The sequence below is a fragment of the Rhodococcus ruber genome (assembly GCF_027270735.1).
Lineage (GTDB): Bacteria > Actinomycetota > Actinomycetes > Mycobacteriales > Mycobacteriaceae > Rhodococcoides > Rhodococcoides rubrum_A.
In genome coordinates, this window is the sequence record NZ_JAPWIJ010000004.1 from 349,649 (window position 1) to 362,458 (window position 12,810).

The following is a 12,810-nucleotide window of genomic DNA, read 5'->3' on the forward strand; positions in this document are numbered from 1 at the left end:
ATTCGAAAGGTCCGTCCACCATGACAACGTCCACCGAAGCACACGGCTTCGAGCTGAAGAACCGTCGAAAAGCGCCCTGGATCATCGGTGCCGTTGTGCTGCTGATCGCACTCGCCGTGATCGTCCGCATCGCGTTCTTCGGCGACACGGCATCGGCCAACGACACCGAGGGTGCAACGCTTGTCGTTGCCACGGCCGAGGGGAACGCGTCCGAGCAGGCCCTCGTGAATTTCGTTGCAGACCAGGTCGCTCCCAAGTACGGCATCTCGGTCGAGTTCCGCGGACTCGCAGACAGCAACACCATCAACCGCGCGGTGAGTGAAGGCGAGGTGGCCGCCACGGTGTACCAGCACAAGCTGTGGCTGGGACAGGTACTCGAATCCAACCCCGACTTCCAGGAAGAAGCCGCAACGCCGGTGTTCCGTTGGGGCTTCGGATTATGGTCCGACAAGTACTCCGACCCAGCGCAACTGCCGGACGGCGCAACGATCTCGCTCTACTCCGATCCGGCCAACGAAGCGCAGGGCCTGTGGGTGCTCGAACGTGCTGGCCTGATCACCCTCGACCCTGCCGTCGACAAGTCGACTGCCACGCAGAAGGACATCGTCGGAAACCCGAAGAACCTGAAGTTCACGCTGCTGGACTTCGCTGCGCAGTCACGGGCATTGCCGGATCTCGATGCAGCAGTGGGCTATACCGAGTACTACCTGGCGGCCGGCATCCCCGTCGAGAAGCAGATCTTTGCACCGGCGGCCCCGGACGAGTTCGCCGGGCAGCTCACGATCGGTAGCCGTTGGGCAGATACCGACAACATCAAGAATCTCGTCGCTGCGTTCAAGGACCCTGCGGTGCAGGAATTCCTGGCGACCGACCCGCGAGTGAAGGACATCCTGCTTCCTCTTCAGTAGACCGTGCCGCGCCGACGGTCCAGCGCATGACCGTCGGCGCGGCCCTGGTGTTACCTTCGATCCGCACCCGACAGCACTGACACGAGGCGGACGACGTGACCCGGTACGAAGCGCTGACAGAACTACTCGACGAGAGATATTCGTGCCGGCAGTTTCTGCCGAAGCAGGTATCTCGGGAAGTGCTCGAGCAGTTGTTGGCGGCCGCTCAACGCACTCCATCGTGGTCGAACACTCAGTCGTGGCAGGTCATCGTCACCGAGGGTGATGCCACCCGGAAGTTCTCCGAGGCATTGGTCGAGCACGTGGCGTCCGGGGTCCCGCAACCGGACTTCCCCTTCCCAGCCAATTACAACGCCCTGCACCGCGCGCGGCGACGCGAATGCGGCGGAGCACTGTACGAGAGCATCGGTGTGGTCAAGTCCGACACCGAGGCGACGACGCGTCAGTTCATCCGCAATTACGAACTTTTCGACGCCCCGCACGCGGCCATCATCACCACCGATGCCGATCTCGGTGTGTACGGGGCGGTCGATTGCGGGTTGTATCTGCAGACGTTCCTGCTTGCCGCCCAGAGTCTCGGTCTCGGAGCCATCGCGCAGGCAGCATTGGCCGCGTACTCACCGTTTCTGCACGAGTGGTTCGACATCCCGGACACCAGGCGAGTGGTGGCCGGCATTTCCTTCGGCTACCCGGACGAGACCCACTCGATCAACGGATTTCGCACCAGCCGAGCGCCTTTGGACGAGACGGTGAGATTCGTCAGCAGCTAGGGCGCGAGGTGTGGCCCGAACTTGACTTCGATCTCGGCGAAGTAGGCGTCGGCCAACGTTACGAACCGCTCCTCGTCGAGCGCGATTCGATCGCCGACGGCGTATCCCAGAATGCTCTTGGCTGGATCCAAGTTTATGGTCGGATCGCTGGTCATGATGTCCTCGGCCGCCGTCATCGACGCGGCGAGCACGCGGACCTCGTTGAGCGGATTGCCGTTCTTCTTCTCCTGCCCACGCATGCGGTGCAAGAAATACACCTCGAGCGTCAGCACGAGATTGTTGAAGAATGCGACGTCGAACGCCTCGTCCGCGTCGGTGGTCGTCGTTCGATTCGATGCGACCGCACGATAGGCAGCAAGCTGAGAATCCAACCGCGCACGGCAGGCATCGATGTATTCGCGTGGGTACGACTTCACGGACAGCACGGGGGAGATGTTAACCGGCGTCTCGGTGGACGCAGGGCAAAAGTCAGCCCTGAAGACGACGAACCAGCTCGGAACCGACATCCGTGCCCGAACGCCATGCGCTTTCCACCCTGGGCGCTCCGGATGCACACCATTGATCGCCGGCGAACCCGACGAGTCGTCCGTCGCGCTGCTCGAGCGCACAAGTGGAATCGTGCTGCGACGCAGGCTTTGCGAACGTCCATCGATGAGCGTGCGTCCAGCTGGGTGCCGTGGAGACGACCGACAGTTTGCGCAGCGCGTCGAGAACCGGGGCGATCGCGCCGTCGGGATCGTCGAGGTGCTGCTGCGCCCGCTCGGACGTGGTGTGCACGACGAGAACCGAAGCGCCGTCACCCCGCCGGGCACCGTCGTCGACGACGAACGCGATATCGGGATGATCGTTGACGAAGGCCGCGTCGCGGAACGGCACATCCAACCCGTCGAATCCGCATGCCACCGCGATGACCGGTTCGTACTCGACGGCGTCGGGGACTGCCGTCAGTCGCGTCGCTTGAGGATCGGGCATCGCCAGCACGACGTGGCCGTCGGGTAGATCGGTCAACTCGGAGGATCCCTCGATGTCGAAGTCGCCCAGCAAGTCTCGTACCAGAGAACGAAGCCCGTTCGGTGTCGCCCAACGAACCGGGCCGGTGGTGGTGCACGGCGCAGTCTCGGGCTTGAGAATGCCGAACGTGTTGGCCCACTGGCGCGCCAGGCCCCTCGACTCCCAGTCGGCTACCACCGTCGAGAAATCCTGATCCCGGACGGTGAAGTAGCCGGCACCCAGATCGACGCGTCGACCGTGCAACTCGGGGGAGGACATCCGCCCGCCGGGAGCGCGTCCTCTGTCGACGATGCGAAACGGCACGGCTGCGTCGTGGAGAACCCGGGCACATGCCGCGCCGGCAATACCCGCACCGACGATGGTGATCGAGTTCTTGGAGCGCTCAGCGTCGACATTCATGTCGTCAGTATGCCCGGAGGCGGCTTTTCGTAAGCTCGCCGTGTGTACCACGGATTGTCTGGACAATTCGGTCACCCGCTGCGGGATGCCTGACCTTGTGCTGGACTATCGGGATGGCAATTACCGATAAGCCAGACACCGGAGAGCACGGACTCGGCACCAGTCTCAAACCGCGGCACGTGACAATGATCTCGATAGCCGGAGTGATCGGTGCCGGATTGTTCGTCGGCTCCGCCAACGCCATCGCAACCGCAGGACCTGCGGTGCTGTTGGCCTACTTCTTCGCCGGACTCCTGGTGATCCTGGTGATGCGCATGCTCGGGGAAATGGCCACCGCCAACCCCGACACCGGTTCGTTCTCCACGTATGCGACACGCGCACTGGGACATTGGGCCGGCTTCTCCGTCGGCTGGCTGTACTGGTGGTTCTGGGTACTGGTGATCCCCGTCGAGGCGACCGCCGCAGCCGCCATCCTCACCAACTGGTTGGGCGGCGCGCAATGGATGTGGGCACTGATCATCGTCGTTGCTCTCACTGCGACCAATCTGATCAGCGTCGGCAACTACGGTGAATTCGAGTTCTGGTTCGCGCTCGTGAAGGTGGTGGCCATCATCGCCTTCATCGGCCTCGGCATCGCAGCCATCCTGGGATGGTTGCCGAACTCCGAAGTCAGTGGCGTGGACCAGCTCTGGGCCTCGGGCGGCTTCATGCCGCTCGGATTCGGCGCGGTGATAGCCGCCATGCTCACCACGATGTTCTCGTTCATGGGATCGGAGATCGTCACCATCGCCGCCGCCGAATCCAAGGACCCGGCGAAGGGAATCACCCGCGCGACGAACTCGGTGATCTGGCGTATCTCGATCTTCTACTTCGGGTCGATCTTCATCATCGTCGCGTTGGTGCCCTGGAACGAACTGGATCCGGCAACGGGCTCGTACCAGTACGTACTGTCCAAGATGGGAATTCCCCATGCCGAGACCATCATGGACATCGTCATCCTGACCGCCGTCGCGTCGTGCCTGAATTCGGCGCTATACACCGCGTCGCGCATGTTGTATTCGCTCGGTGATCGAGGGGATGCACCTCGGGCGGTCAAGAAGATCACGTCGAACGGAGTGCCGTGGATCGCGGTGATCGCGTCGATGGTTCTCGGGTTCCTCGCCGTCGTCGGCAACTACATCCTGCCCGAGAAGCTCTTCACCTACCTGCTGGCAACCACCGGTGCCGTCGCGCTGTTCGTCTACCTCGCCATCGCCAGCAGTCAACTGGTGCTGCGACGTCAACTCGACCGCGACGGCGAACGCCCTGCCGTTCGAATGTGGCTGTACCCGTGGCTCACCTATTTGGCCATCGGGTTCATCGTCTTCGTCCTGGTCATGATGGTGGTGCGGCCGGAACAGCGGTCTTCGATCCTGCTGTCGGCGGTGCTCGCGGCAGTCACGGTGATCGGTGGTGTCCTCGTACAACGCCGAAATACGCGGCGCGACAGTGTTGTCGCCCGCGCATCGGAGTGATGTCGACTAGATACCCGCGTAGACCTGCCGATACAGGTCGACGATCTGCTCGGCGGTAGGCACCACAGGATTGTTGCCCGGGCTACCGGAGGCGAGAGCTTGCTCGGCCATCAGTGGCAACAGGTCGTCCCACTTCGTCTTGTCGACACCGAACGACTCAGGTGTGGGAACTTCGACCTCACGGCACAGGGTGACGATCGCGTCCTGCAACTTGCCCCCGGCAATTTGATCCGAATCGCTTTCCGACGCCGCACCGAGCGCGCGAGCGCAGTCGGCGTAACGCGCTGATGCTCCGTCGATCGAGAATGCCGTGACGGCGGGCAACAGCATCGCGTTGGACAGCCCGTGTGCAACATGAAAATGCGCACCGATCGGTCGGCTCATACCGTGCACCAGACAGACGCTTGCGTTGGAGAACGCCATGCCCGCCTGCGTCGAGGCCTGCATCATGGCCTCGCGTGCCTGCCGGTCGTCGCCGTCCTGATACGCCCGCAGCAACGACGTCCCGATCGTGCGAATCGCGCTGAGCGCCAAACCGTCGGAGATGGGGTTGGCCTTCTTGCTGACGTATGCCTCGATGGCGTGGGTCAGTGCATCGACACCGGTATCGGCCGTCAGGCGCGCGGGCATCGACATCGTCAACTCGAAGTCGATGATGGATGCGATCGGCAGAAAGGACAGACCGGGGCACAACATCTTCTCATCCGAGGCCACGTCGGTGATGATGGTGAACTGGGTTGCCTCCGAACCACTTCCGGCCGTGGTAGGAATGGCGATGATGGGCAGGGCCGGGCCGGTCGAGAGCACGGGTGCCTTGAAGTCCCGCATCGTCCCGCCCTGCACCGCGAGAATGGCCAGCGCCTTGGCCGTGTCCATCGGACTGCCACCGCCGAATCCGATGATCGAATCGGCCGCATGCTGCTGCACCGCCTCGAGGCCGGGGACCAACGAATCGGTCGTCGGATCCGGAACGGTGCCGGAGAACAGTGCGGGCGTCTTCCCGGCCTCGGTCATGATCTTCATCAAACGATCTGCCGAGCCGTTGCCGGCCATGAACGCATCGGTGACGAGCAACGGCCGCGACACGGCGAGATCGCTCAGGACTGTGCCCAGCTCTTCGACTGCACCGCCGCCCAGCTTGAGAAACCGAGGAAACGAAATATTGGCAACCATGGTGTGCTCCTTCGAGTCAGCTGTTTTCGGGGCTCAGCTATTTTCGGGGAAACCGAGGTTGATGCCGCCGTGGCTGGGGTCGAGCCAGCGGCTGGTGACGGCCTTTCCTCGGGTGAAGAAGTGCACTCCTTCGGTGCCGTGTGCGTGGCTATCGCCGAAGAGGGAGTTCTTCCAACCGCCGAAGCTGTAGTACGCCATGGGGACCGGGATCGGGACGTTGATGCCGATCATGCCGACCTCCACCTCGTTCTGAAAACGTCGGGCCGCGCCGCCGTCGTTGGTGAAGATGGCGGTGCCGTTGCCGTAGGGATTGTCGTTGATGAGCTCGAGCGCGTCGTCGTAGGTATCGACGCGGACGACCGAGAGAACCGGTCCGAAGATCTCGTCGGTGTAGACGCTCATCTCGGGGGTGACATGGTCGATGAGCGTGGGGCCGAGCCAGAATCCGTTCTCTCCACCATCGGCCTTCACGCCGCGGCCGTCGACGACGAGGGTGGCTCCGGCGGCTTCGCCGGCATCGACGTAGGAGGAGACCTTGTCTCGGTGGGCCTTCGTCACGAGTGGTCCCATGTCGGCCCCGCGAGTTCCGTCGCCGGTGACCAACGGCGTGGTGCGTTCGGCGATCTTGGCCACGAGTTCGTCGGCGATGTTCCCGACGGCGACGAGTGCGGAGATGGCCATGCATCGTTCGCCTGCAGAGCCGAAGCCGGCGTTGACCATGGCGTCTGCGGCGAGGTCGAGATCGGCATCGGGGAGGACGACGGCGTGGTTCTTGGCACCGCCGAGGGCCTGGACGCGCTTTCCGTGGGCGGTGCCGGTGGAGTACACGTACTGGGCGATGGGGGTGGAGCCGACGAAGGAGATCGACTTGATCTTCTTGTTCTCGAGCAGCTCGTCGACGGCCACCTTGTCGCCTTGGAGCACGTTGAACACGCCGTCGGGCAGTCCTGCCTCGGCCCACAGCTTCGCCAACCAGATGCTCGCACTGGGATCCTTCTCGGAGGGCTTGAGGACCACGGTGTTACCGGCCGCGATGGCGATGGGGAAGAACCACATCGGAACCATGGCGGGAAAGTTGAAGGGCGAGATGATGCCGACGGGCCCGAGCGGCTGACGGATCGAGTAGACGTCGACTCCGGTCGATGCATTCTCGGTGTAGCCGCCCTTGAGTAGATGCGCCATGCCGCAGGCGAATTCGACGACTTCCTGGCCACGCGAGATTTCACCCAGGGCGTCGGAGAGAACCTTCCCGTGTTCGGCAGTGATGATCTCGGCGAGCTCGTTCTTCTTGGCGTTCAGCAGCTCTCGGAACGAGAACAGGATGGCGGTTCGCTTGGCCAGAGAGGTGTCGCGCCACGCCGGGAATGCAGCGGCGGCGGCGTCGATGACCGCGCGGGCGTCGTCGGTGTCGGCCAGGGCGAGGCTGCCGGTGACCTCGCCGGTCGCCGGGTTGGTGACGGGGGAAGTCCGGTCGGACTTGCCGGAGTAGGTCTTGCCATCGATCCAGTGCGCAATGACGTCGGTCAACGTTCGATCCTTTCCATCGGTGTGTCTCGAGTCTCACTGGTAACGATGCACATGTCAAAGCCCAAAATCGCAGATTGCTCTGCATAATTGCACAGGGAGATAGGGTGGGTGAGTGTTCAACCCAGACCACCTCCGCTACTTCCTCGAAGTGTCGAGAACGGGACGATTGACCGACGCGTCTCGGACTCTCGGTGTGGACCACACCACCGTCGGCCGTCGCATCACGGCACTCGAAAAGTCGGCCGGACAGCGGCTTTTCGACAGAACCCCGTCGGGTTGGCGATTGACCGAGGCGGGGCGGCGGCTCGTCGGATATGCCGAAACCGTGGAGTCGACGCTCATCGCGGCGTTCGAGGATCAGACGTCCGACACCGGAACGCTGCGCGGCACCGTCCGTATCGCGGCTCCGGACGGCTTCGGAGCCTTCGTACTGACACCGAAACTCGGCGTACTGCGAGACAAGCACCCTGATCTCGATATCGAGTTGGTCACCGCGACTGAGCACAACTCGTTGGCGACAAGGGAATTCGACATCGCGATCACGCTGGAGCGGCCGTCGCCGAGATTCGTCGTCACGCGCAGGTTGGCGACGTACTCGCTCGAGCTCTATGCCACCGGAAAGTATCTCGCCGCGATGTCGCCGATCCGCACCGTCGACGACCTCCGAGGCCACACGCTGATTTCGTACGTCGATGCGCTGCTCGATGTCGCGCCGCTGCGAATCCTGGACTCGATCCTGCCCGAGGGCCGCGCGCAGATTCAGACCAACAACATCACCGGGCAGTGGATCGCGGCGAGATCCGGTGTGGGAATTGCGCCGCTGCCCAGCTACATCGGTGAGCCGGACGTGGCGCTCACCTCGGTGCTGCCCGGCGTCGTCTCGGTCGAGAGGACGTATTGGACGGTGGTGCCGCGAGAGCTGACCGGTCTGGCGCGCGTGAAGGCCGTCGACGAATTTCTGCGCTCGGTCGTGACCGACGAGCAGCATCTCTTTCCTGTGCCGCAGTAACTACGGGAGAACTACACAGCGCGAGATGGCCGGTGGCCGTTGAATTTTGGACGTTCGGATGAGACGGGCGTCTCGTGACGACCGACACACGTGACGGCCACCTCAAACGAGTAGGAATCGGCCTACTGGCGGGTAACAATCGGGTACAGCCAAGTCCGCACTGCGGATCCACTCGAGATTCTGGGGGAATCATGACAATGTTCGTAATGGCAGCCGTCGGCTTCGTAGGAATGGCAATCGCCCTGCTCAACGACGGAAGCGACATCGACTTCCGCAACCGTCAACTCGCGAGCGCATACCGCCACCGCTGGGCCTGACGCACCGGTTCTCGGTACCGGATACGCAGTTGGCAAGATTCGTGGGATGTGGACACACCCCCGAGCGATCGGCTTACTGATCGGCTACGGCCTCGATCGCGTGTTCGCAGACCCACGGCGCTGGCATCCGGTCGCAGGGTTCGGCACGACGGCACTGCACGTCGAACGAGTTCTCTACCGTGACAGCAAAGCCGTCGGAGCCGTTCATGCGTTGACGCTGATCGGTTCGGCGGCCGCTATCGGCATCGCCACGAGCCGCGCGGCTGCCCGCCTGGGTGCACCTGCCGATACAGTTCTGGTCGCGGCCGCCACATGGGCAGCGCTGGGTGGAACGTCGCTGTCCAGGGTGGGTGGGCAGATGGCGGATCGCCTCGACAACGAGGACCTGGTGGGTGGTCGTGCATTGCTCCCGTCGCTGTGTGGGCGCGATCCGGAATCACTCGACTCCGACGGGCTGGCGCGCGCCGCTCTCGAATCCATCGCAGAGAACACATCCGACGCCGCTGTGGGTGTCCTGGTGTGGGGCGCGTGTGCTGGAGTGCCGGGAATCCTGGCTTATCGTGCGAGCAACACGCTCGACGCCATGGTCGGCTATCGGTCCGAGAAGTATCTGCGCTTCGGTTGGGCCGCAGCGCGAATCGACGATGTGATGAACCTGGTGCCCGCCCGGGTCACCGGACTGGCGACGGTACTGGCAGCGCGGTTGGTGCACGGCTCGCCCGTCGAGGCAGCAAAAATGTGGCGTCGCGACGCGTCGAAGCATCCCAGCCCCAATGCAGGCGTTGCCGAGGCCTCGGCCGCCGGCGCGCTGGGACTGCAGCTCGGAGGCAGAACGCAGTATCGACACGGCGTCGAGAACCGGCCGACCCTTGGGGACGGGGCCTCGCCCACAGCGCGCGACCTTCGCCGTGCGGTCACCCTCTCGACCCGGGTGCAAGAACTGTCGGTGATCGCGTCAGCGATTCTTGCCGTAGCGATCGGCCAGGCGAGGATCCGACGGCACCGTAGGACGTGACGCAGCGCGCGCTCTGGCGCGTTTCTCGCGTCGAGTGGGAAGTGTGAACTCTTCTTCTTCGTCGGGTACGGGCTCGTTGTCGGGAGCGGGATCCGGCTCGCCGGACATCGCGTCGGCCATCTCGGCACGAGACAGACGTCGCTCCCTGATCTCGGCGCGAACGAAGTACGCCAGACCCAGCGGTGCCATGATGCCGAACGCCAGCCATTGCAGACCGTAGGAAAGGTAGGGCCCTGCATCGGTCTGAGGCAATTCGATCAGGCCCAGCCCGCCCGGCTGATCGTCGTCGAGCTGGAGGTACCCGTCGATCGCATCGACGCCGACCGCCGCGCCGATCTGCTCCGGATTGATGTTGTAGACCTGCAGGTGACCGTCTTCCTCGATCGGTTCCCGCGACGTGCCCTCGGCCTGACGCACTCGGGCGTTGAGCGTTACCTGTCCCGTAGGTGCGGGCGCGAAGTCGGGTGGTCTTGTGCCCTCCACCGGCAGCACGTACCCGCGGTTGACCAGTACGGTGGGCCCACCGTCGATCTCGAACGGGGTGATGACCTCGTACGCGGGCTGTTCCCGAATGCTGCGCAGCCGCACCAGTGCCTCGGAATCGACATCGTAGGAACCTGTCGCGATGACGCGGCGCCATTCGTCGTCGGCCGGGAAGCCGTTGGCGGTGAGGATGTCCGAGATGGGTACCGGATCTGCATCGACCGACCGGGTGATCAGGTCGTTGCGTGCAGAGGTCGAGGTGTTCTTGCCGAGCTGCCACGGAGCGAGCACGCTGAAGCACAGAAACGCGAACGCCAGCGCGACGGCGGCCAGCACCAACCACTTCGGACGCAGCAAGAACCCTAACTTCTCCACCCCACCACGGTAGCGGGGTCAGCCGGAGAGCTGAGACCGTGCCCAGTTCAACAGCCCGGGCACCGCACTTTCGATCTGCTCGCGCACCTCGGTGAACGCGGCGTCGGACGAGTAGTACGGGTCGGCGACCGACGAGTCGTCGGCATCGGGATCGAACGATCGCAGCAGGGCCACCCGATCGGCCGGCGCGCCGAGCTGCAGCAGCGCCTTCGCGTGGCCGGTGTCGAGCGCGACGATCAGATCGGCCGCCAGGTGATCCGGTCCGACCTGCGCGGCCTCGTGGTCACCGTCGTAGCCATGGGCAACGAGCTCGGCGACGGTGCGGGGATCGGCACCGTCGCCCACGTGCCAGCCGCCGGTGCCCGCACTCGACACCCGCACGGCATCGGCGAGACCGGCATCGCGCAGATGCGCGGCGAAGACCTTCTCGGCCATCGGCGATCGGCAGATGTTGCCGGTGCACACGAACGTCACATGCAGCGGCTCGTTCACTGCCCTGCCACCGTGTTCTGCTCGAGCACCGCAGCCAATTCGTCCATGTTCGATGCGGTGAACGCGGCGTCGTCGCTCTCGCCGTCGATGCCGTAGCCCCACTCCACGTACACGGTAGGGATGCCGAATCGAGCTGCACCGTGTACGTCGTGGTCACGGTCACCGATCATGATCACCCCGTCGGTGCCGCCGTCTGCGTGTTCGACCGGGTCGATGCCGAGATTGGACAACGAGTGCGCGATGACATCGGACTTCGCTCGTCGGGTGCCGTCGTTGCTGGCGCCTCCGATGAACTCGAAGTACCGAGACAGACCGAAGTGGTCGAGAATGCGAACGGCGAAGCGCTCCGACTTCGATGTCGCCACCCCGAGGCGCACTCCTCGGTTCTGCAATCGAGTCAGCACCGTCTCGATGCCGTCGAACGCGGTGTTCTCGGCCCAGCCCCGCTCGTCGTACCGCTGGAAGTACGCCGCCAGCGCGCGCTGTGCCGCATCCTCGTCCAGACCCAGCCCGCGCAAGGTGTCGATCAGCGGCGGCCCGACGACCAGAGACAGCTGCTCTTCGGTCGGCTCGGGGGCGTCCACCGAGGCCAGCGCGTGGCGAAAACCGGCGTGAATTCCCGGTGCGGAATCGGTCAACGTCCCATCGAGATCGAACAGGACAACGGACGCGGGGGTGACGGCAGGCATGTTCGAAGCCTAACGGTCCGGCCTGGTCGGGAATGCCTGCGGCTACGCTCGTCGCGATGTCCGATACAACTGCCGAACCAGACGCGATCCTCCGTCACAGGCCGGATGAGCTCCTTCGTCACCATGGAGACGCGGAGGTCGAGTCCGGATTCGTCGACTTCGCTGTCAACGTGCGCGGCGACGGCCCGCCGGCATGGCTTCGGGACCGGCTGGCCGCTGCACTGAGTTCGCTGGGTTCGTACCCCAGCGCTTCGGCCGAGTACGCCACACGAGAGCAGGTGGCCGCACACCACGGCCGCTCCCCGGACGAGGTGCTGCTGCTCAGCGGCGGGGCCGAGGGCTTCTCGATGCTGCCGCGTTTGCGGCCACAACTGGCGGCAACGATTCATCCGTCCTTCACCGAGCCCGATTGGGTGCTGGAACAGGCGGGTGTACCAGTGCAACGGGTGATTTTGCCGCCGCCTTTCGAGCTCGACCCGACGCTGGTGCCCGATGCCGCCGACATGGTGATCATCGGCAACCCCACCAACCCGACGTCGGTTCTGCACCCGTGCGAGGCGATCCTGAGCCTGCGTCGGCCCGGCCGAACGGTGGTGGTCGACGAGGCATTCGCCGACGCCGTCCTCGGAGCCGGAGAATCGGTCGCGTCGCAGAGCCTGGACGACGTGGTGGTTCTGCGCAGCCTCACGAAGACGTGGGCGTTGGCAGGGTTGCGATGCGGATACGCGCTGGGGCACCCTGACGTTCTCGCGAGGATGCAGCACGGCCGCGCGCACTGGCCGCTGGGGAGTCTGCAAATCGAAGCGATCCGTGCCTGCACCGAACCCTTCGCGGCGCAGCAGGCTCGAACCGAAGCCGAGCGCATCGACAGCGAACGAACAGTGATGATTCGGCGGCTTGGGGGCCTGGGCCTCTCCGTGGCGGGCCCGGCCCGGGCACCTTATCTGCTGATTCGACTCGACGACGCCGATCTGGTTCGAGAGCGTCTGCGCACGAAGGGTATTGCGGTTCGGCGGGGCGACACGTTCCCAGGGTTGGATCGCCACTACCTACGCGTGGCGGTACGGGACTCGCAGCGGGTCGACATACTGGTCAATGCGTTGAACACCGTTCTGTGAGGAGAGCAAC

The 12,810-nt window shown here is 64.2% G+C and carries 14 protein-coding genes; 7 read left to right on the forward strand and 7 right to left on the reverse strand.

Features of this window, described 5'->3' with window-relative positions:
- Positions 1-20: 20 nt before the first annotated feature.
- Together O4220_RS11625 and O4220_RS11630 are read left to right on the forward strand one after the other, a co-directional pair.
- A complete protein-coding gene (locus O4220_RS11625; protein ID WP_269604269.1) occupies positions 21-908 on the forward strand; it encodes a MetQ/NlpA family ABC transporter substrate-binding protein in 888 nt (295 codons plus the stop codon).
- Positions 909-1,003: 95 nt separating this feature from the next.
- Positions 1,004-1,678, forward strand: coding sequence for a nitroreductase (locus O4220_RS11630; RefSeq protein ID WP_269604271.1), 675 nt, complete (start codon positions 1,004-1,006; stop codon positions 1,676-1,678).
- On the opposite strand, the gene O4220_RS11635 is transcribed toward O4220_RS11630, so the two are convergent.
- Positions 1,675-2,103 carry a hypothetical protein gene (locus O4220_RS11635; protein WP_269604273.1) on the reverse strand — a complete coding sequence of 143 codons (429 nt, stop codon included), beginning with the start codon at positions 2,101-2,103 and terminating at the stop codon, positions 1,675-1,677. The genes O4220_RS11630 and O4220_RS11635 overlap by 4 nt on opposite strands.
- A gap of 43 nt (positions 2,104-2,146) precedes the next feature.
- Positions 2,147-3,088 carry an NAD(P)/FAD-dependent oxidoreductase gene (locus O4220_RS11640; RefSeq protein ID WP_269604275.1) on the reverse strand — a complete coding sequence of 314 codons (942 nt, stop codon included), beginning with the start codon at positions 3,086-3,088 and terminating at the stop codon, positions 2,147-2,149.
- A 113-nt stretch (positions 3,089-3,201) separates the two neighbouring features.
- Here O4220_RS11640 and O4220_RS11645 point away from each other — a divergent pair, with 113 nt between their 5' ends.
- Positions 3,202-4,602 (forward strand): amino acid permease, encoded by a 1,401-nt coding sequence (locus O4220_RS11645; protein WP_269604277.1) that lies wholly within the window; start codon positions 3,202-3,204, stop codon positions 4,600-4,602.
- A gap of 6 nt (positions 4,603-4,608) precedes the next feature.
- Here O4220_RS11645 and O4220_RS11650 read toward each other — a convergent pair whose 3' ends face one another.
- Together O4220_RS11650 and O4220_RS11655 are read right to left on the reverse strand one after the other, a co-directional pair.
- Positions 4,609-5,775 carry an iron-containing alcohol dehydrogenase gene (locus O4220_RS11650; protein WP_269604279.1) on the reverse strand — a complete coding sequence of 389 codons (1,167 nt, stop codon included), beginning with the start codon at positions 5,773-5,775 and terminating at the stop codon, positions 4,609-4,611.
- A 33-nt stretch (positions 5,776-5,808) separates the two neighbouring features.
- Entirely contained in the window at positions 5,809-7,302 is a 1,494-nt protein-coding gene (locus O4220_RS11655; protein WP_269604281.1) for a CoA-acylating methylmalonate-semialdehyde dehydrogenase, read from the reverse strand.
- A gap of 112 nt (positions 7,303-7,414) precedes the next feature.
- Between O4220_RS11655 and O4220_RS11660 the strand changes: the two genes are divergently transcribed.
- The 3 genes from O4220_RS11660 (at position 7,415) to O4220_RS11670 (ending at position 9,643) form a co-directional block, all read left to right on the forward strand.
- Positions 7,415-8,311 (forward strand): LysR family transcriptional regulator, encoded by an 897-nt coding sequence (locus O4220_RS11660; RefSeq protein ID WP_269604283.1) that lies wholly within the window; start codon positions 7,415-7,417, stop codon positions 8,309-8,311.
- Positions 8,312-8,502: 191 nt separating this feature from the next.
- Complete coding sequence (locus O4220_RS11665) at positions 8,503-8,628, forward strand: hypothetical protein (RefSeq protein WP_256991029.1); 126 nt, start codon at positions 8,503-8,505, stop codon at positions 8,626-8,628.
- Positions 8,629-8,674: 46 nt separating this feature from the next.
- Positions 8,675-9,643, forward strand: a complete 969-nt coding sequence (locus tag O4220_RS11670) for a cobalamin biosynthesis protein (RefSeq protein ID WP_269604287.1) — start codon at positions 8,675-8,677, stop codon at positions 9,641-9,643.
- On the opposite strand, the gene O4220_RS11675 is transcribed toward O4220_RS11670, so the two are convergent.
- From O4220_RS11675 to O4220_RS11685, 3 genes are read right to left on the reverse strand one after another with little or no spacing between them, the layout of a single operon-like run.
- On the reverse strand, positions 9,584-10,501 hold the full coding sequence (locus O4220_RS11675) for an SURF1 family protein (RefSeq protein ID WP_269604289.1): 918 nt from the start codon (positions 10,499-10,501) through the stop codon (positions 9,584-9,586). The two genes, O4220_RS11670 and O4220_RS11675, sit on opposite strands and share 60 nt — an antisense overlap.
- 18 nt (positions 10,502-10,519) lie before the next feature.
- Entirely contained in the window at positions 10,520-10,993 is a 474-nt protein-coding gene (locus O4220_RS11680; protein WP_269604291.1) for a low molecular weight protein-tyrosine-phosphatase, read from the reverse strand.
- The gene (locus tag O4220_RS11685; protein WP_269604293.1) at positions 10,990-11,682 is read right to left on the reverse strand and encodes an HAD-IA family hydrolase; all 693 of its coding nucleotides are present in this window, start codon (positions 11,680-11,682) and stop codon (positions 10,990-10,992) included. The genes O4220_RS11680 and O4220_RS11685 overlap by 4 nt, the downstream gene beginning before the upstream one ends.
- 56 nt (positions 11,683-11,738) lie before the next feature.
- Between O4220_RS11685 and cobC the strand changes: the two genes are divergently transcribed.
- A complete protein-coding gene (cobC, locus tag O4220_RS11690; protein WP_269604296.1) occupies positions 11,739-12,800 on the forward strand; it encodes an Rv2231c family pyridoxal phosphate-dependent protein CobC in 1,062 nt (353 codons plus the stop codon).
- Positions 12,801-12,810: the final 10 nt, after the last annotated feature.

Bases quoted from the DNA above. Each gene is read 5' to 3' on its own strand.
- O4220_RS11670 (WP_269604287.1), top strand. From the start codon at position 8,675: ATGTGGACACACCCCCGAGCGATCGGCTTACTGATCGGCTACGGCCTC.
- O4220_RS11685 (WP_269604293.1), bottom strand. From the start codon at position 11,682: ATGCCTGCCGTCACCCCCGCGTCCGTTGTCCTGTTCGATCTCGATGGG.
- cobC (WP_269604296.1), top strand. From the start codon at position 11,739: ATGTCCGATACAACTGCCGAACCAGACGCGATCCTCCGTCACAGGCCG.
- O4220_RS11650 (WP_269604279.1), bottom strand. From the start codon at position 5,775: ATGGTTGCCAATATTTCGTTTCCTCGGTTTCTCAAGCTGGGCGGCGGT.
- O4220_RS11665 (WP_256991029.1), top strand. From the start codon at position 8,503: ATGACAATGTTCGTAATGGCAGCCGTCGGCTTCGTAGGAATGGCAATC.
- O4220_RS11625 (WP_269604269.1), top strand. From the start codon at position 21: ATGACAACGTCCACCGAAGCACACGGCTTCGAGCTGAAGAACCGTCGA.
- O4220_RS11640 (WP_269604275.1), bottom strand. From the start codon at position 3,088: ATGAATGTCGACGCTGAGCGCTCCAAGAACTCGATCACCATCGTCGGT.
- O4220_RS11645 (WP_269604277.1), top strand. From the start codon at position 3,202: ATGGCAATTACCGATAAGCCAGACACCGGAGAGCACGGACTCGGCACC.